Below are 16,865 nucleotides of genomic sequence, written 5' to 3' on the forward strand. Positions count from 1 at the left end.
CGACGTCCTCGCGCCACTGCGCGTGAGGAGATGGGCCTCGCGTCGTCGCCGGCCGGTGGTCGCCCGTGCCCGGTCATCGCGTGGGTGGACGCCTTCTTCGTGGCCCGGGGGCGGTCCGCCGGGATCTAGGGGAGCGTGAGGATCTCTCGGCCCGACTCGGTGACCAGCACCGTGTGCTCGAACTGCGCGGTCCGCTTGCGGTCCCTGGTCACCGCGGTCCACTTGTCGGGCCAGATCTCGTAGTCGATCGTGCCCAGCGTCAGCATCGGCTCGATCGTGAAGGTCATGCCGGGCACGATGGTGACGTCGAGCGACGGGTCGTCGTAGTGCGGCACGATCAGGCCGGAGTGGAACGTGGTGCCGATGCCGTGACCGGTGAAGTCGCGGACCACGCCGTAGCCGAACCGCTTGGCGTAGGCCTCGATGACACGGCCGACGACGTTGAGCCTGCGTCCGGGGGCCACTGCCTTGATCGCCCGCTCGGTGGCCTCCCTGGTGCGCTCGACCAGCAGCCGGGACTCCTCGTCGACCTCTCCGACCAGGAACGTCGCGTCGGTGTCGCCGTGCACGCCACCGATGTAGGCGGTGATGTCGACGTTGACGATGTCGCCGTCGCGCAGCACGGTGTCGTCGGGGATGCCGTGGCAGATGACCTCGTTGATCGAGGTGCACAGCGACTTGGGATAGCCGCGGTAGCCGAGCGTGCTCGGATAGGCGCCGTGGTCGCACAGGAACTCGTGGCCGACGCGATCGAGCTCGTCGGTGGTCACCCCCGGGGCGACCTGCCTGCCCACCTCTTCGAGCGCCTGCGCGGCCAGCTTGCCGGCGATCCGCATCCGCTCGATGATCTCTGGCGTCTTGACGTCGGGCTCGCCGGTGCGCGGCGACTTCTTTCCGACGTACTCCGGCCGCTCGATCTGGGCGGGAACCTTGCGCGTGGGCGAGATCCGCCCGGGCTGGAGCAGTGTCGTCATGCGCACAAGTCTAGGTGCGCGGGCAACCGGGCAAGATTGCACTGTGACCGGTGAGCTGAGCGAAAAATGGTGGTTCTGCCTGACGCACATGCGCGTCGAGCCCGACGAGGGCTGCCCCAACAAGGACCGGATGGGCCCCTACGAGACCCGTGAAGCCGCGGGAAACGCCCTCAAGACCGCGAGAGAACGCAACAAGGCGTGGCGTGAGTCCGACAAGGACTGGGACGGCGACTAGCCCTCCCTCCGCCGCATCTCCTGGCCCGGGTGATCCGAGTCAGGCGACGTCGGCGTTCAGGGCACGTCCAGCCATCCGAGCCAGGCGACGTCGGCGTTCAGGACATGTCCGAGCCATCCGAGCCAGGGGAGCCGGCGTTCAGGAGACGTTCGGGCCAGGGACGTTCGGGCCAGGGACGTTCGGGCCAGGGACGATCGGGAGGGTGATGTACGAGGGGCGGGCGGAGTCGTGGTAGATCGTCTGGTGCTGAACGATCATGGTCGGGTTGGACGGGTCGCCGGCGCCGAGGTTGCGGTCGAAGCGCGGGAAGTTCGAGCTTGAGATCTCCACCCGGATCCGGTGACCCGGCGGGAAGAGCTGGCTGGTGGCCACCAGGTCGACGGTGTGCTCGGCCGGCTGGGAAGGGGTGGCCGCGGTGCGGACGATCCCGTCGATGACGCTCAGCGCGCGGCCGTCCGGCCAGACGTCGACGAGCTTGGCCGTCCAGTCGGTGCCGGCGGCGGACGTGGCCGCGTGCAGGGTGACCGACAGCGGGCCGGTGACCTCGACGGCGGTCGTGAGCGGGTCGGTGGTGAAGCAGAGGACGTCGGGGCGCTGTTCGACGGCGCGCTGGTCGCGGGGGCCGACGTTGGCCGGGTCGGCGAGCAGCAGCGGGCCGCCGACGGTGGGCACGGGGTCCGCCGGGTCGTAGTCGTAGGTGGAGGGCGCGGCGTCCGGCGGGGGTTCCTCGGTGCCCAGCCTGCCGCCGGAGTGCAGGTAGAAGGGGGTGGGAACGGCCCGTTCGAGCGGCCAGGACTCCTCGTCACGCCAGACGTTCGCGCCCATCACGAAGATCTGCACGCCCGCGTCGCCGGGCGCAGGGGCGGCCCTGAGGAATTCGAGCTGCCGTCGTTCCAGGTTGACGGCCTGCTGGGAGGCGGCGAGGCCGAAGTTGAGGTCGCCGGTGGCGGTGCTCGGCATATGGGCCCAGGGGCCGATCACCAGCGGGCCGCCGAGGCGGCGATGGTTCTCCAGGGTGCCGGTGAGGAAGAGGTCGAACCAGCCGCCGACGTGCATGACCGGCACCTGGATCCGGTCGTGGCGCAGGGTATCGGCGAAACCCTCCCAGTAGGCGTCCCGGGTGGGATGGTCGACCCAGTCGCGCCACCAGGAGACGCCCGGGACGTCGCGCACCGGCAGCGTGCGCAACGCGGTCTCGTGGTCGGTCAGCACGGGCATGAGCTGGGCGAACCCGGCCGAGACGTCGTCACCGGCCTCCGTCGCGTGCATCAGGCCGAGCATGGTCTGCATCCCGGCCCAGTTCAGGGCGGAGCCGAGGGCGAGTGCGCCGCCGTTGTAGGTGAGCCCGTCGTAGAAGTCGTGCGGGGTCACCGCCGCGACGACGCCCTTCAGCGCCGGCGGCGCCAGCGCGGCGGCCTGGAGGGCGCAGCCCGCGAGGTAGGACATACCGGAGGCCACCACGTCGCCGTCGGACCAGTCCTGCTCGGTGATCCATTCGATCGTGTCGTAGCCGTCCTGGCCCTCGTCCAGCCATGGGCGGAACTCCCCGTCGCTGCCGCCGCGTCCCCGGCAGTGCTGGAGCACGACAGCGAAGCCCATCTCCAGGGCGCGGATCGTGGGCGCGCTCCGCAGGGTGGGCTCGCCGTACGGGGAACGGATGAGCAGGGTGCGGAAGGGGCCGCCGGCGGCGGGACGGTGCAGGTCGGCACGGAGCACGGTGCCGTCGCGCATCGGGATGGGGGCGTCATGCTCGGTGGTGATCGCCAGCGGGGCGCGGTTCAACTTGGGCATGCGGATGGTCCTCAGGTGAGCGTGTAGGCGTCGTAGTGGACGGCGGCGGCCCTGCGGGACGCGGAGGCGACGGCGAGGGTGCGGTTGAGCCAGGCGTAGCGCTCGCCGCCGGTCTCGAAGCGGCAGAAGAGGCGGAAGTAGTATTCGGCGGGATCGACCGGGGAACCGGCCGCGAGGCGGGCCAGCACGTCCGGCGGGCCGTGCCGTACTCCCGAGGTGGAGATGAAGATCAACGCGCCGTCGCCGGTGCGCAGGGTGTAGCGGGTGTCGATGCTGACCATGCCGTCGTCGTGGACGAGTTGCCAGTCGGCGCCGCCGGGCAGGATCTCGCCCGACAGGCGCGGGCCGTCGAAGGAGCCGCCGATGATGTTGATCACGCGGCGGCGGCCGAGGTGCGAGACGCCCAGGTCCATGACCGGGTCCAGGTCGACGCGGAAGGTGGCCAGCGCCTCCAGCCTCACCGGGTCACGCTCCAGGACTCGCGCTCGTTGAGCACCTTGGGGTCGAAGCCCGCCGTCCGCTTGTAGGAGGCGGCGATGGCGGCGCGTTCCGCGTGCGGGATGACCTGGTCGATGTCGGTGAAGCCGCCGGGCGCGCGTTCGTGGGCGAGTTTCATCACGATCTCCGGACCCAGTTGCCGGTTGGCGAGTTGCAGCGCGGTGAGAGGCGGCCGCCTGGCCTCCTCGTAGGCGTCGATCCCGCCCCCGCCGGCCAGGCAGAGCGCCAGATATCTGGCGTCGAGGATCGCCTGGGAGGCGCCGTTCGAGCCGATCGGGTACATCGCGTGGGCGGCGTCGCCCAGCAGCGTGACGTCGCCGGCGCTCCAGCGGGGCAGCGGGTCGCGGTCGACCATGGGGTACTCGTAGGCGGTCTCGGCCGAGGCGATGATGCCGGGCACGTCGAGCCAGTCGAAGCGCCAGTCGCCGAAGTGCCGCAGGATCTCCGCCGGGTCAGCCGGCCGGTTCCAGTCGCCCCGGTCACGGGCGTCGCCCGTCATGGGCCGCTCCGCGATCCAGTTGATCACGACCCGGTCCCCCTCCCGGCGGATCGGGTAGGCGACGAACTTCTGCTCGCCGTCGCCCGCCATGATCATCGAGCGCCCGGTGAGATACGGCCGGCCGTAGGAGGTGCCCCGCCACAGCACCAGGCCGTTCCACGGCGGCGGGCCCTCGCCGGGGAACAGGTGGGCGCGCACGGCGGAGTTGATGCCGTCGGCGCCGATCAGCAGATCGTGGCCGCCCGCCTCGACGGTCGCGCCGGTGACCCGGCTGCCGGTGCGCACCGCGTCCCGGCCGAGCCGGGCGCGGACCTCGTCGAGCAGGAGCATCTGCAGCTCGCCCCGGTGAACGGAGTACTGCGGCCACCGGTAGCCCGCGCCACGGCCGCGCGGCTCCGACCAGATGGCCGTGCCGTACCGGTTGAAGTAGGCCAGCTCGGCGGTCTCGATGCCGATCGCGGCCAGCCGGTCGGCCAGGCCCAGCTCGGTGAGCTCGCGTACGGCGTGCGGCAGCAGGTTGATGCCCACGCCCAGCGGCCGGATCGCCTCGGCGGACTCGTGCACGGTCACGTCGCCGAAACCGGCGGCGTGCAGGCTGAGCGCGGCGGCGAGCCCGCCGATGCCCGCCCCCGCGATGACGATGCGCATCCACCCTCCCAAGATTGTTATGGCCGTAACAAATCTTGGCGGCGGAACGACGGCCGCGCAAGGTCTGCTTTGCTTGGGCGGTGGACAAAGCCGATATCCGGTACGCGGCCCTGGCCAGGGAAAGGCTCGCGGCGATGCCCGCACCGGCCGACCCGGACGCGTTCGCCCTGGCGTACAACGTGTTGCAGCTCGCCTACCTGCTGGTCGCCGATCTGGAGACCCGGGTGCACCGGCCGAAGGGGTGGACGCTGCCCGGTTTCCGGCTCATGTTCAAGCTGTGGCTGCTCGGGCCGACCCAACCGGCCAGGCTGGCGGAGATCTCCGTGATGTCCCGCTCGGCGGTCACCAACGTGGTCAACACTCTCGAACGGGACGGCCTGGTCGAGCGCGGCCCGGTGCCGGGCGACCGGCGCGGGGTCACGGTCGCGCTGACGGACGAGGGCGAGCGGGCGGTCCGTGAGGCGTACGGCGAGCAGGCGCGGCGCGAGCAGGAGTGGTTCGCCACTCTGACCGGACCCGAACGCGCCCAGCTCACCGCCCTGCTGGAACGGATCATCGAAACCCGGCCCGCCGGCCTCCCCTGACCCTCCCGCCGGTCAGTCGACGTGCGGGCCGCTGACGCGGTCAAGGAGGCGGGCCAGGCGGTCGCGGAGCCCGATGCGGCGGGGTTCGTCCGCGGTGGCCATGCCCACCAGGTGCTGCGCGCCGTCGAAGGAGACGGGGGCGTCCTCCGGGACCGCGAGGAAGTCGTGGGCGAGCCCGTTGAGGTCGGGATCGCCGCCGTCGAGCGCGAGGATCGTCGCACCGGTGCGCCGCGCGTCGTCGACCCGTTCGAGCAGGGGCACGGGCGCCCGGTGCGCCGCCACGACGAACAGGGTCTGACCGCGTCCGGCCTCGCGCAGCCGGTCCATGCCGACCCGCAGATGCGCGGGCGCGCCCGCGGGGGGCGACCACCGGACCAGCGTGGGCGCGAGCTGGGGCAGCCCCGCCAGCCGTGCCTCGTCATCCAGGTGCGCGGTCAGGTGCCAGGGCTCCTCCTCCGGCGTGCCCAGCATCAGCAGACCGCCGGGAGACCGGGTCGCCCGGAGCGCCAGCCCGAGTTGCCGGGTGCGCTCCACCCAGCCCGTCGAGCCGAGAACCTCGCGCAGAAAGGCCACCGACGACGCGTCCATACGCCCTATCGTGCACCAGTGACCCCGGTACCGTCTCGCGATCCGACGCCTGGCATGATCTGGGCGTACGTACGGTGCGTCCGCGCGTCCGCCCGGAACGACGTCCAGGTGTACGGCGGAGCGAAGGGGTGATCAGCGTGAGTTCCGATGTCGACGGCCTGTCCCTGGGGATTCTCGGCGGCACCGGTGACCAGGGCAAGGGCCTGGCGCGCCGGTTCGCGATGGCCGGGCACAAGGTCCTGATCGGCTCCCGCAGCGCCGAGCGCGCGAACGAGGCGGCGGCCGCCATCGGGCACGGTGTCGGCGGCGCCGACAACGCGACCGTGGCCGCCGAGGCGGACGTCGTGATCGTCGCCGTGCCGTGGGACGGTCACAAGGCCACCCTCGAGTCCCTCCGCGAGCCGCTCGACGGCAAGATCGTCATCGACTGCGTCAACCCGCTGGGCTTCGACAAGCAGGGCGCCTACGCGTTGCCGGTCGAGGAGGGCAGCGCCGCCCAGCAGGCCGCCGCCGTCCTGCCGGGCAGCCGCGTCGTCGCCGCCTTCCACCACGTCTCCGCCGTGCTGCTCCTGGACCCCGAGGTCGCCGAGATGCAGCTCGACATCCTGGTCCTCGGCGACGACCGCGAGGCCACCGACACCGTCCAGGCACTCGCGAGCCGGATCCCCGGCGTCCGCGGCGTCTACGGCGGCCGGCTGCGCAACGCTCACCAGGTCGAGGCCCTCACCGCCAACCTCATCTCGGTGAACCGCCGCTACAAGGCCCACGCGGGCTTCCGGGTCACCGACGTCTGACCCGTTCGGAGCCACCCGGCGTCCTGGGCGGTGCGGACGGCGTCGAGGTGATCGCGCTGGTGAGACGGTCGCGCACGGTCGCCGGCGACAGGCGTGGCCGCGAACGAGCCGGCACGCATCACCTCGAAGCCGCTGCCATCCCTTCCTGAGCCGTCCACTCGTATCGCGTCCGATTCCCTGGAGCGAGCCCGCCCGGCGGCGGCGAGATATTCACGATTACGGTGGTGGCCATGAGTGAACACCGTCCCGAGACGCGCACCGTCCACCTGCCCCATCCCGTCCTCGAGGGCAGCAAGCCGATCACGGTTCCGCTTTACCAGACCTCGGGCTTCGTCTTCGACGACCCGGCCGTCTTCGCCGACGGGATGGGCCGCCCCGACGGCGCCTTCGTCTACGGGCGGCTGAGCAACCCGACCGTCCGGTCGATGGAGGACGCGGTGGCCGGGCTGGAGGGCGGGGTGGGCGCCGTGGCGACGTCCTCGGGCATGGGCGCGATCAACTCGGTGCTGCTGGGCCTGCTCAAGCCGGGTGACCACATGATCGCCCAGCGCGCGGTGTACGGCGGGACGGCCGCGATGCTCGCCGACCTGGCCGCGCGGTTCGGCATCGAGGTGACGCACGTCCCGGAGAACGACCCCGAGGCCGCCCGTGCCGCCGTCCGGCCGCAGACCCGGCTGCTCTACCTGGAGACCATCGCCAACCCGATGACCCAGGTGGCCGACCTGCCGGGGATGTGCGCGGTGGCCCGTGAGGCGGGGCTGATCTCGGTCGTCGACAACACCTTCGCCTCGCCGCTGCTGTGCCGGCCCCTGGAGCACGGGGCGGACATCGTCGTGCACTCCACCACGAAGTATCTCAGCGGGCACACCGACGTGCTGGGCGGCGTCGCGGTCTTCGCCGACGAAGCGCTGCACCGCAAGGTCTGGTCCTTCGCCATCGAGCTGGGCGCGACGGCCGACCCGTTCGCGGCCTGGCTCACCCTGCGCGGCATGCAGACCCTCCACCTGCGGATGGAGCGGCACTGCAGCAACACCCGCATCCTGGCCACCCGGCTGGCCGAGCACCCGGCCGTCGACGTCGTCCACTGGCCCGGCCTGCCCTCCCACCCCTCCTACGAGGTGGCCGCCAGGGTGCTCCCCGACTTCGGCGGCGTCTTCTCCTTCGACCTGGCGGGCGGCCGCGCGGCGGGCGAGAAGTTCATGGGCGCGGTACGGCTGGCGCTGCTCGCCCCCTCGCTCGGCGGCGTGGAGACGCTGATCCTGCACCCCGCCACCACCTCCCATCGTTCGCTCGACGCCGAGGCGCTGGCCAGGCACGGCATCGGCGAGGGAACGGTCCGGGTGGCCGTGGGCATCGAGCACGTCGAGGACCTGTGGGCCGACTTCGAGCAGGCCCTGGCTTGACGAACGCTTCGTTAATTAGGAAACTTCCTAAGTGTTGTCGACGGATGTGCTGCGGGCGCTCGCCAGTGAGCGCCGGCTGCTGGTGCTGCACTGGCTGAAGGACCCCACCGCCCACTTCCCGCCCCAGGTCGACGGGGATCTGGTGGAAGACGGGGTCTGCTCGGTCTTCATCGCCAACAAGCTCGGCATGACCCAGCCGAGCGCCACCGGGCACCTGAAGATCCTCGAACGCGCGGGCCTGATCCGGGGCAGGCGGATCAAGCAGTGGGTCTTCTACAAGCGCGACGAGGAACGCATCGCCGAGTTCGCCACGCGGCTGGCGAGTGAGCTTTGAGAGCGGGAGACATGAGCGACAGTGAGCTTGCGGCCGAGCGGATCGGCGGGTTCGTCAGGCGCACCCCCGTGATCGAGGTGCGGCCGGGGATGTTCTTCAAGCTGGAGTACCTCCAGCACGCCGGCTCCTTCAAGGCGCGTGGCGCGTTCAACCGGGTGCTGTCGGCCCGTGCGGCGGGGGAACTGCCGGCGAGCGGCCTGATCGCGGCCAGCGGCGGCAACCACGGGCTCGCCGTCGCCCACGTGGCCAAGACCTTGGGCGTCCGGGCCGAGATCTTCGTGCCGGAGGTCACCAGCCCGGTCAAGGTCGCCGGGCTGCGCGCCCTCGGCGCCGTGGTGAACCAGGCGGGAGCCGTCTATTTCGATGCCCTCGCGGCCTCCCGCGAGCGCGCCGCCGAGACCGGCGCCCTGGAGGTCCACGCCTACGACCACCCCGACGTGCTCGCCGGCCAGGGCACCCTCGGGCTCGAACTCCTCGACCAGATCCCCGGCCTCGACACGGTCCTGGTCGCCGTCGGCGGCGCCGGCCTGATCGGCGGCATCGCCGCCGCCCTGCACGGCAAGGCGTCCGTGGTGGCCGTCGAGCCCGAGCTCATCCCCGCCCTCAACCACGCCCTCGCCGCCGGTCGCCCGGTCGACGTCTCCGTCAGCGGAGTGGGTGCGGACGCCCTCGGCGCCACCCGCGTCGGCTCGCTGGCCCTGGAGATCCTTATCTCTCAGGGGCCGGTGCGGAGCGTGCTGGTCAGCGACGAGGCGATCGTGGCGGCCCGGCTCGCGCTGTGGCGCGAGCACCGGATCGCCGTCGAGTACGCCGGTGCGGCGGCGCAGGCCGCCATGATCTCCGGGGCCTATCGTCCGGAGCCGGGCGAACGGGTCGCGGTGGTCCTGTGCGGGGCCAACACCGACCCCGCCACGCTCGCCGCCTGACCCGCACGCCCGGCCGGGGGCGGATCAGCTGTAGCTGTGCTCGGCCGTCGGGAAGGCGCCGGAGGTCACCTCGTCGGCGAAGTCGCGGACCGCGCGGTCCATCTCGCCGGCGAGGTCGGAGTACTTCTTGACGAACTTCGCGGGCCGCTGGGTGAGGCCCATGAGGTCCTGCCAGACGAGCACCTGGGCGTCGCAGTCGGGCCCGGCGCCGATCCCGATGGTGGGAATGGACAACGCCGAGGTCACCCGGCCCGCCAGGTCGGTGGGCACGCATTCGAGCACCACGGAGAACGCGCCCGCGTGCTCAAGGGCCTTGGCGTCGGCCATCAGCTCGTCGCCCGACTGGCCGCGCCCCTGGACCCGGTAGCCGCCGAACGCGTTGACCGACTGGGGAGTGAGGCCCAGGTGGGCCATCACCGGGATGCCGGCCGAGACGAGCGCCTCGACCTGCGGCAGGATCCGGCGTCCGCCTTCGAGCTTGACGGCGTGCGCGCCGGCCTCCTTCATGAAACGGGCCGCCGTCTCCAGGGCCTGCTGGGGGGACGACTGGTAGGAGCCGAACGGCAGGTCGGCCACCACCAGCGCGCGTGCGGAGCCGCGCACCACGGCGGCGGTCAGCGGGATGAGATCGTCGACGGAGACGGGGAGCGTGGAGTCGTAACCGTAGACGACCATCGCGGCCGAGTCGCCGACGAGCAGGACGGGGATCCCGGCCTCGTCGAAGACGCGTGCGGTCATCGCGTCGTACGCGGTGACCATCGGCCAGCGCTCGCCGCGCTCCTTGGCGGCGGCGATGTCGCGGACGGTGACCCTTCGCCCAGCCTTGCCGCCGTAGAGCGTGGTCGACGGGCTGGTGACAGAAGTGGCAGAGGACATCGTGGATACCTCCCGGTCTCGAGGCGCCCCTGTGGCGTCCCCGGACGCTTTCGATGATGACACGGCTACGGGTCCTGTAACACCCCTGACATTGCGGGTAATCCGGTTGCGTCCCGGTGAGTGGCCCACGACACAATGCATCGTGGAGGTAAGTATCGTGATGGCTTTGGCGCCTTACAAGCGGATCTTGGCTTTACCGGGGATGCGGGTCCTGATGGCGGTGGGCCTGGTCGCCCGCGTGCCGTACACGGCGTCGGCGCTGACCTTGACCCTGCACGTCACCGCCGACCGCGGCTTTCTGGACGCCGGGATCGTGACCGCGGCGGTCACACTCGGCATGGCCGTCGGATCACCGCTGGCGGGCCGGCTCATCGACGCCCGCGGGCTGCGCCCGATCCTGGCCGTGTGCGCGGCCGCGCAGTGCGTCTTCTGGTTCCTGGCCCCGTTCCTGCCCTATCCGGTCCTGGTTCCGGCCGCCCTGGTGGCGGGGGTGCTCTCCCTCCCGGTGTTCGGCGTGATCCGGCAGTGCGTGGCCGCGATGGTGCCGGCCGACCAGCGCAGGACCGGGTTCGCGCTCGACTCGATGGCGGTCGAGCTCTCCTACATCGTCGGCCCGGCCCTGGCGGTGGCGGGCGTCACGACGCTCGGCGGACCGTGGACGATGCGCCTGGTCGGGGCCGGCCTGGTCGGCTCGGGCATCGCGCTGATCCTGCTCAACCCGCCGACCCGGTCGGAGGCGGAGATCGCTCAGCTGCGGGTGCCGCGCCGTACGTGGTTGCGGCCCGGGTTGGTCGCCCTGCTGGCCTCGGTCTCGGCGCTCACGCTGGTGCTGACGGCCACCGAGTTGTCGCTGGTGGCGACGCTGACCAAGAGCGGTGACCTGGGATGGACCGGTTTGGTGATCGGTTTGTGGTGCGCGTACTCTCTGGTGGGCGGGTTCGTCTATGGGGCCCTGTCCCGTTCTGTCTCGCCGCTCCTGCTGATCGGCGGGCTCTGCGTGCTGACCGCGCCGCTCGGCCTGGTGGGCGGCGGCTGGTGGTGGCTCTGCCTGGCGCTGATCCCGGCGGGCCTGTTGTGCGCTCCCGCCCTGGCCGCGACCGTCGACGCCGTCTCCTCCCGCACTCCGGGCAGTGCCAGGGGCGAGGTGATGGGCCTGCACAGCACGGCACTGACCATCGGCGTCGCGGCGGCCGGCCCGCTGGCGGGCGGCATCATCGACGGCCACGGTCCGGGCTGGGCGTTCGTGGTCACGGGGCTGGTCGCCGTCGTGGTGGTGCTGGTCGCGGTGCCCTTCGTGCGCGCCGCGGTTCCCGAGGCGCCCGCGCCCGCCACAGAGCCGGTCTCGGCCTGAGGGGGATTTCGAAACGGGACGGTTGCGTATCGAAATATGATCCGCTACGGTTGCGTTGCGAAACTTACACGTATCGAAATTCCCCGGGGGAAAGTCTTGGAAGAACAACTCGGCCACCCGAGACGATGGCAGATCCTGGGTGTGCTGGTCTTCAGCCTCCTTGCCGTGGTTCTCGACAACACCATCCTCAACGTGGCGCTGAAGACGATCGCGGACCCGGTGGAGGGTCTGGGCGCCACCCAGAGTGAGCTCGAGTGGGCGATCAACTCCTACACGCTCGTCTTCGCCGGTCTGCTGTTCACCTTCGGTGTGGTGGGCGACCGCACCGGTCGCAAGCGCATGCTGTTCGTCGGCATGGTGATGTTCGGCCTGGCCTCACTGGCCAGCGCGTACGCCCAGGACCCGATGCAGCTGATCATCGCCAGGGCCGTCATGGGCATCGGCGGCGCGGCCATCATGCCGGCCACGCTGGCGATCATCTCCAACGTGTTCCCCGCCCGCGAGCGCGGCAAGGCCATCGGCCTCTGGGCCGGCGGGGTCGGCTTGGCCGTGGCGATCGGGCCTATCACCGGCGGCCTGCTGATCGAGCACTTCTGGTGGGGCTCGGTCTTCCTGATCAACGTGCCGGTCGTCCTGATCAGCATGGTGCTGATCGCGCTGGTCGTGCCCGAGTCGCGTGACCCCAAGCCGGCCCGGCTCGACCCGGTCGGCGTGCTGCTGTCGATCATCGGCCTGGTCGCCGTCACCTACGGGATCATCCGTGGCGGCGAACTGGCCACCCTCGCCAGCGCGGAGGTGCTCGTCCCGACGCTGCTGGGGCTCGTCGTGCTGGTCGCCTTCGTCTGGTACGAGCGCCGGATCGACCACCCGGCGTTCGACGTGACCTACTTCCGCAACCCGCGTTTCTCCACCGCCATCGGCATGGTCGGCATCGTGTTCTTCGCCATGATGGGCGGGATGTTCTTCCTGGTCTTCTACCTGCAGATCGTGCTGGGATTCAGCCCGTTGCAGGCCGGAGCGCTGATGATCCCGTTCGCCGCGGCGCAGCTCATCTTCGCCCCGCTGAGCCAGCGGACGATCGCCCGTTTCGGCAGCAAGGTCTCCGCCACCACCAGCATGGTGGTGATCGCACTGGTGCTGGGCAGCTACGCGCTGATGGACCAGAACACGCCCATCGTGCTGATCGAAGTGATCTTCTTCATCCAGGGCGCGGCGATGGCCAACATCATGCCCCCGGCCACCACCGCGATCATGGAGGCGCTGCCCAGGGAGAAGGCCGGCGTCGGGTCGGCGATGAGCAACACCATCCGCCAGGTCGCCGGCGCGCTCGGCGTCGCCATCCTCGGCTCGGTGCTGTCGGCCAGCTACCGCGACGGGATCGCCCCGTCGCTGTCGATCCTGCCGGAGGGCATGCGGCACCTGGCCGGCGAGTCGATCACCGGTACGAGGGCGGCCGCCGAGGCCCTGGGCGCGCGGGGCGCCGCCCTGATCGAGCCGTCCAACACCGCCTTCCTGAACGGCATGCACACCACCGCGCTCGTCTCGGCCGCGATCGCGCTCATCGGCGCTCTCATGGTGGTGCGGTGGCTCCCCGGAAAGAACGCGGCGGAAGCTCCGCACGCGGCCCAGGAACAGCCTAAGGAACCGGCTGTAGTGTGAGGTCCCGATGACGACGTATGGAACGGCGGAAGGGACGGCCCGCCCCGCGGGCCGTCCCCGGTCCGCGCGAGCGGAGAAGGCCATTCTCGACGCCACCCTCGACCTGATCGGCGAGGGGATAGGCATCGCGGAGCTGACCATCGAGGCGATCGCCACCCGCGCCGGCGTGGGTAAGACCACGATCTACCGGCGCTGGTCCAACAAGGAGGACCTGGTCGTCGACGCGCTCGCGGCGCTCAAGGCTCCCCTGCCGCCGCTCCGCGGCGTCACCGCACGCGAAGATCTGATCACGTACCTCAACGCGATCAAGGAAGAGGCCGTGCTGCCGCGCAACCGGTGCGTGATGAACATCGCGATGAGCGAGTACGACCGCCACCCGCGGCTGGCCAAGCGCTTCCACGATGTCGCCATCGAGCCGCGCAGGCGCATCCTGCGCGAGGTCCTGCAACGCGGGGTCGACCGCGGCGAACTGCGGGCCGATCTCGACATCGAGACCGCGATGGCGACCGTGGTCGGCACCATGATGTGGCGCACCAAGTGGCTCAAATCGATCGACGAGCTGCCCGATGACCTCGCCGATACCATCGTCAACGAGCTGATGGCCGGCCTCGGCGGTGCGGGACCGCGCTAGACCTCTAGGCAAAACCTGAACATTGTTCTACTCTCGCGCCCATGCAGCTGGTGCGCAGGGTCGTGACAGTGATCGTGTTGAGCCTGGGGATGCTCCTTCCGGCAGCCGCGGCGCTGGCGCACGAGGAGCGGGAGGTGACGCTGCCCGACGGCTCGGGCAGCGTGCCGGTCCACCGCGCCGCCGAGCCCGATCTGCTGGTCTGCAAGAGCGACCGAGCCGACTTCGAACGGCGGATCTCCGGCTTCCCCGCCGAGCTCCGCGCACGCAACCTGTCGCTGTTCGAACAGTGCCAGAAGGACGGCTATCGCCACCTCCAGCAGGCCGTGGACGAGGTCGACCGGGCGGGCATGAACATCGCCGTCCTCCCCGGCCTCTACCTGGAGGAGCCGAGCCTCCCCGAACCGGCGGGCGCGTGCGCGAACCTCCCCGCCCGGTGGTCCGACTTGGGCTACCAGATCCTCTCCTTCGAACAACAGCGGCAGTGCCCGCACAACCAGAACCTGGTCGCCATCCTCGGCATCGAGGACCTGCAGATCGAGGGCACCGGCGCGAGCCCGCTCGACGTCGTCGTGGACGCGCAGTACCGCAAGCTCAACGCGATCCGCGCCGACTCCAGCGACGGCGTCTACTTCCGCAACTTCACCGCCCAGCGGACCACGTTCAACTCCCTCTACATCCTGGCCACGGACGGCTTCGTCATCGACGGCATGCTGACCCGCTGGAACGACGAGTACGGCTTCCTCACCTTCGCCAGCGACCACGGCCTCTACACCGGCTGCGAGTCCTACGGCAACGGCGACTCCGGCATCTACCCCGGCAGCGCCTCCGACATCAACACCGGCCGCGGCCACGTGGTCCCGCGCTACGCCATCGAGATCCGGAACTGCAGAAGCCACCACAACATGGTCGGCTACTCGGGTACGGCCGGCGACTCGGTCTGGGCGCACGACAACGAGTTCTTCCAGAACATGGGCGGCGCCTCGATGGACAGCGCCTTCCCCGGCCACCCGGGCCTGCCGCAGAACCACGCCAAGTTCGAGCGCAACCTCATCTACGACAACAACCAGGACTACTACCGCCACGTCGCCGACGGCACCTGCGCGAAGCCGGCCGCCGAACGCGGCTACGAGCAGGGTGTCGTCTGCCCGCAGATCGGCATGCCGCCCGGCAGCGGCGTCATCACGGCGGGCGGCAACTACAACGTGTTCCGCGGCAACCGGATCTGGGGACACACCCGAGCCGCCTTCTGGCTGCTCGCCGTACCCGCCTTCATCCGTGGCGAGGAGAGCTGGGCCAAGCAGTTCGACACCTCCCACCACAACCTCTACACCGGCAACACGCTGGGTGTCTCCGCGGCCGGCGAGCGGCGGCCCAACGCCGCCGAGGTCTACTGGGACGGGCAGGGCGCGGGCAACTGCTGGCAGGTCACCGGCCCCTCCACCCCGTGGGCGCTGCCGCGCTGCGCCGCCGGCGCGGGCTTCTCGGCCGAGCCCGTCACCGTCTCGGGGCCCGCCCGGGTGCTCGGCGAGCCGGTCAAGTTGGCCAAGGGCTACCTGTGCAACGACTACAGCGTGCGGGAACGGCGGCTGCCCGCCGGCTGCGACTGGTACGGCGCGGCCGGGGTGGGCCGGGTGGAGGTGCAGATCGCGCTCGCCGTCTCCCTGATCCTCGGACTGGTCGCCCTCCTGCTGTGGCGGCGCAGGCTCGGGCGCGGCGTGGCGGCGGGCGTCGTGACGCTGCTGGGCGTGGTGGGCCTGACGCTGGACGTGGTGGGAGCCGCGTTCGAGTACACCCTGGTGCCGGCGGCGGCGCTGTTGCTGATGGGCCTGTGGTGGATCGGGGCGGGGCTGCGGCTGCGCGGGGCGTTCGGCTGGGCCACGGTCGTGCTGGGCATCCTCGCCCTGGCCGACGCGTTCGACAAGGCGGTGCTGATGATCCCCTGGCTGCCGGTGGGGCCGGGGTGGATCCGCGGCCTCCTCACCGTCGTGTGGGTGCTGTGGGCGGTGGTCGTCCTCGCGCCCAGGTCCCGCCGGGCCGTACCCGCGGAGGCGGCGGGATGAGCGGACAGGCCTCCTTCGGGTTCGGGTCTCGCCGGGGCGTGCTGTCCAGGGTGGTCCTCGTGCTCGGATTCGGCCGTGCCGTACTCCCCGAGGCCGGTGGGAAGGCCATGCGCGGGTCTCGCCGGGGCGTTCCCGCGGCGACGACGATGGGAGGGCTGGTGGCCTGCCTGGCGGCCACCTTGATCGTCGCCGGGTGCGCCGCTCCCGCGACGACGCATCACAACCCGGGCACCGACCACGGCGTGGCCGGCGGCGCGTCGCCCGAGGCGGGCGGCCTGCGCGAGGCGTCCGGCGGGCAGTCGATCACGCTGGAGGTCCGCCGCGACACCGTCTCCGGCTGGAACGTCCACGTCGCCGCCGAGGGCTTCCGCTTCACCCCCGACAGCGTGGGCGGCGCGGCCATCCCCGGCTCCGGCCACGTCCGCCTGTACCTCGACGGTGAGCGGATCGCCCGTCTGTACGGCCCGTGGTACCACCTCGACGCGCGAGCCGTACCCGCCGGCACGCACGAACTGAAGGCCGAACTCGTCGCGGACGACCACACCGCGTGGTCCCGCGACGGGCGGCCCATCACCGCGACCACCACCCTCGGCGCCGCCACCCCCGGGGCCGCCGGGCCGAAGGAGATCCGGCTGGGCGTGGCCGGCGGCAGGACCGTGTCGCCGCTCGCCCGGGTCGAGGTCGCGAAGGGCGCCCGGATCCGCCTGATCGTCACCTCGGACGTCCCCGACGAGGTCCACGTCCACGGCTACGACCTGGCCCGGCCGCTCACCCCCGGCAAGGCCGTGACCCTCGACTTCACCGCGTCCGAGTCCGGCCTCTTCGAGGTGGAGACGCACGAGTCCGGCCTCGTCCTCACCCAGCTGGCCGTGCGGTGATGGGCGGGTCGGCGGTGGTCGTTCGGTGGCCTGGGCCCTTCTTTCCGAGTCGGGTGTGGTGATGGGGCGCTGGTGTCTGGTCCTGTCCTCACTCGGTTGGCTGTGCGGTGATGGGCGGGTCGGCGGTGGTCGTTCG

At 71.2% G+C, this 16,865-nt stretch carries 17 protein-coding genes; 11 read left to right on the top strand and 6 right to left on the bottom strand.

Annotation, left to right across the window (positions count from 1 at the left end; all coding sequences use genetic code 11):
* Window positions 1–125: 125 nt before the first annotated feature.
* Window positions 126–974: a type I methionyl aminopeptidase gene (gene map, locus MBA17_RS02490; protein ID WP_238494554.1), complete on the bottom strand. Its 849-nt coding sequence runs from the start codon at window positions 972–974 to the stop codon at window positions 126–128.
* A gap of 55 nt (window positions 975–1,029) precedes the next feature.
* On the opposite strand from map, the gene MBA17_RS02495 reads away from it, so the two are divergent.
* Window positions 1,030–1,209, top strand: coding sequence for a hypothetical protein (locus MBA17_RS02495; RefSeq protein WP_238495027.1), 180 nt, complete (start codon window positions 1,030–1,032; stop codon window positions 1,207–1,209).
* Window positions 1,210–1,347: 138 nt separating this feature from the next.
* Here MBA17_RS02495 and MBA17_RS02500 read toward each other — a convergent pair whose 3' ends face one another.
* From MBA17_RS02500 to MBA17_RS02510, 3 genes are read right to left on the bottom strand one after another with little or no spacing between them, the layout of a single operon-like run.
* Window positions 1,348–3,000, bottom strand: coding sequence for a CocE/NonD family hydrolase (locus MBA17_RS02500; protein ID WP_238494555.1), 1,653 nt, complete (start codon window positions 2,998–3,000; stop codon window positions 1,348–1,350).
* An 11-nt stretch (window positions 3,001–3,011) separates the two neighbouring features.
* Complete coding sequence (locus tag MBA17_RS02505) at window positions 3,012–3,461, bottom strand: DUF3237 domain-containing protein (RefSeq protein ID WP_238494556.1); 450 nt, start codon at window positions 3,459–3,461, stop codon at window positions 3,012–3,014.
* Window positions 3,458–4,645, bottom strand: coding sequence for a flavin-dependent oxidoreductase (locus tag MBA17_RS02510; RefSeq protein ID WP_238494557.1), 1,188 nt, complete (start codon window positions 4,643–4,645; stop codon window positions 3,458–3,460). Before MBA17_RS02510 ends, MBA17_RS02505 begins: the two co-directional genes overlap by 4 nt.
* A gap of 80 nt (window positions 4,646–4,725) precedes the next feature.
* Between MBA17_RS02510 and MBA17_RS02515 the strand changes: the two genes are divergently transcribed.
* A complete protein-coding gene (locus tag MBA17_RS02515) occupies window positions 4,726–5,229 on the top strand; it encodes a MarR family winged helix-turn-helix transcriptional regulator (protein WP_238494558.1) in 504 nt (167 codons plus the stop codon).
* A 12-nt stretch (window positions 5,230–5,241) separates the two neighbouring features.
* On the opposite strand, the gene MBA17_RS02520 is transcribed toward MBA17_RS02515, so the two are convergent.
* Window positions 5,242–5,817 carry a hypothetical protein gene (locus MBA17_RS02520; RefSeq protein ID WP_238494559.1) on the bottom strand — a complete coding sequence of 192 codons (576 nt, stop codon included), beginning with the start codon at window positions 5,815–5,817 and terminating at the stop codon, window positions 5,242–5,244.
* Between the two features lie 137 nt (window positions 5,818–5,954).
* Between MBA17_RS02520 and npdG the strand changes: the two genes are divergently transcribed.
* From npdG to MBA17_RS02540, 4 genes are all read left to right on the top strand, one after another.
* The gene (gene npdG, locus MBA17_RS02525) at window positions 5,955–6,611 is read left to right on the top strand and encodes an NADPH-dependent F420 reductase (RefSeq protein WP_455432671.1); all 657 of its coding nucleotides are present in this window, start codon (window positions 5,955–5,957) and stop codon (window positions 6,609–6,611) included.
* 230 nt (window positions 6,612–6,841) lie between these two features.
* A complete protein-coding gene (locus MBA17_RS02530; RefSeq protein ID WP_238494561.1) occupies window positions 6,842–8,014 on the top strand; it encodes a trans-sulfuration enzyme family protein in 1,173 nt (390 codons plus the stop codon).
* 31 nt (window positions 8,015–8,045) lie between these two features.
* On the top strand, window positions 8,046–8,348 hold the full coding sequence (locus MBA17_RS02535; protein WP_238494562.1) for an ArsR/SmtB family transcription factor: 303 nt from the start codon (window positions 8,046–8,048) through the stop codon (window positions 8,346–8,348).
* 11 nt (window positions 8,349–8,359) lie between these two features.
* On the top strand, window positions 8,360–9,274 hold the full coding sequence (locus MBA17_RS02540; RefSeq protein WP_238494563.1) for a threonine/serine dehydratase: 915 nt from the start codon (window positions 8,360–8,362) through the stop codon (window positions 9,272–9,274).
* 24 nt (window positions 9,275–9,298) lie between these two features.
* On the opposite strand, the gene panB is transcribed toward MBA17_RS02540, so the two are convergent.
* Window positions 9,299–10,150, bottom strand: coding sequence for a 3-methyl-2-oxobutanoate hydroxymethyltransferase (panB, locus tag MBA17_RS02545; protein WP_238494564.1), 852 nt, complete (start codon window positions 10,148–10,150; stop codon window positions 9,299–9,301).
* Between the two features lie 160 nt (window positions 10,151–10,310).
* On the opposite strand from panB, the gene MBA17_RS02550 reads away from it, so the two are divergent.
* From MBA17_RS02550 to MBA17_RS02570, 5 genes are all read left to right on the top strand, one after another.
* The gene (locus MBA17_RS02550) at window positions 10,311–11,501 is read left to right on the top strand and encodes an MFS transporter (RefSeq protein ID WP_238494565.1); all 1,191 of its coding nucleotides are present in this window, start codon (window positions 10,311–10,313) and stop codon (window positions 11,499–11,501) included.
* A gap of 96 nt (window positions 11,502–11,597) precedes the next feature.
* Complete coding sequence (locus MBA17_RS02555) at window positions 11,598–13,160, top strand: MFS transporter (protein WP_238494566.1); 1,563 nt, start codon at window positions 11,598–11,600, stop codon at window positions 13,158–13,160.
* Window positions 13,161–13,167: 7 nt separating this feature from the next.
* Window positions 13,168–13,791: a TetR/AcrR family transcriptional regulator gene (locus tag MBA17_RS02560; RefSeq protein WP_238494567.1), complete on the top strand. Its 624-nt coding sequence runs from the start codon at window positions 13,168–13,170 to the stop codon at window positions 13,789–13,791.
* A gap of 41 nt (window positions 13,792–13,832) precedes the next feature.
* Complete coding sequence (locus MBA17_RS02565; RefSeq protein ID WP_238494568.1) at window positions 13,833–15,851, top strand: right-handed parallel beta-helix repeat-containing protein; 2,019 nt, start codon at window positions 13,833–13,835, stop codon at window positions 15,849–15,851.
* On the top strand, window positions 15,848–16,729 hold the full coding sequence (locus MBA17_RS02570; protein ID WP_238494569.1) for a cupredoxin domain-containing protein: 882 nt from the start codon (window positions 15,848–15,850) through the stop codon (window positions 16,727–16,729). Before MBA17_RS02565 ends, MBA17_RS02570 begins: the two co-directional genes overlap by 4 nt.
* Window positions 16,730–16,865 lie beyond the last annotated feature (136 nt).

This window comes from Dolomitihabitans soli (genome assembly GCF_022213955.1).
Classification (GTDB): Bacteria; Actinomycetota; Actinomycetes; order Streptosporangiales; family Streptosporangiaceae; genus Streptosporangium_A; species Streptosporangium_A soli.